The organism is Brevundimonas sp. UBA2416 (assembly GCF_002343105.1).
Lineage (GTDB): Bacteria > Pseudomonadota > Alphaproteobacteria > Caulobacterales > Caulobacteraceae > Brevundimonas.
The window spans coordinates 2,244-2,527 of record NZ_DDRM01000027.1; the positions used below are offsets into that span (position 1 = coordinate 2,244).

The following is a 284-nucleotide window of genomic DNA, read 5'->3' on the forward strand; positions in this document are numbered from 1 at the left end:
CTGTTCGACCTCGGCGCCGATCTGGCCACCCCGCTGGAGCCCGCGCCGAAATGGGAGGCGCTGCGCATCATCGACAGCCAGGTCGAGCGGCTCGAGACCGAGATCGACTGGATGAACGAGAGCCTGAAGGAACTGGACAGCTTCATCCTGCCCGGCGGCTCACCCCTGTCGGCCCATCTGCATCTGGCCCGCACGGTGGCTCGCCGGGCCGAACGTGAGGCGGTGCGGCTGGTCGAAGCCGGCGAGGCGGTGACGCCGGCGGCGATCCGCTACCTCAACCGGCT

The 284-nt window shown here is 69.7% G+C and carries 1 protein-coding gene; it reads left to right on the forward strand.

The window, feature by feature from the left end:
- Nucleotides 1–284, forward strand: a 284-nt coding sequence (locus B3E43_RS09130; RefSeq protein ID WP_292028676.1) for an ATP:cob(I)alamin adenosyltransferase, incomplete at both ends; no start/stop codon positions are given.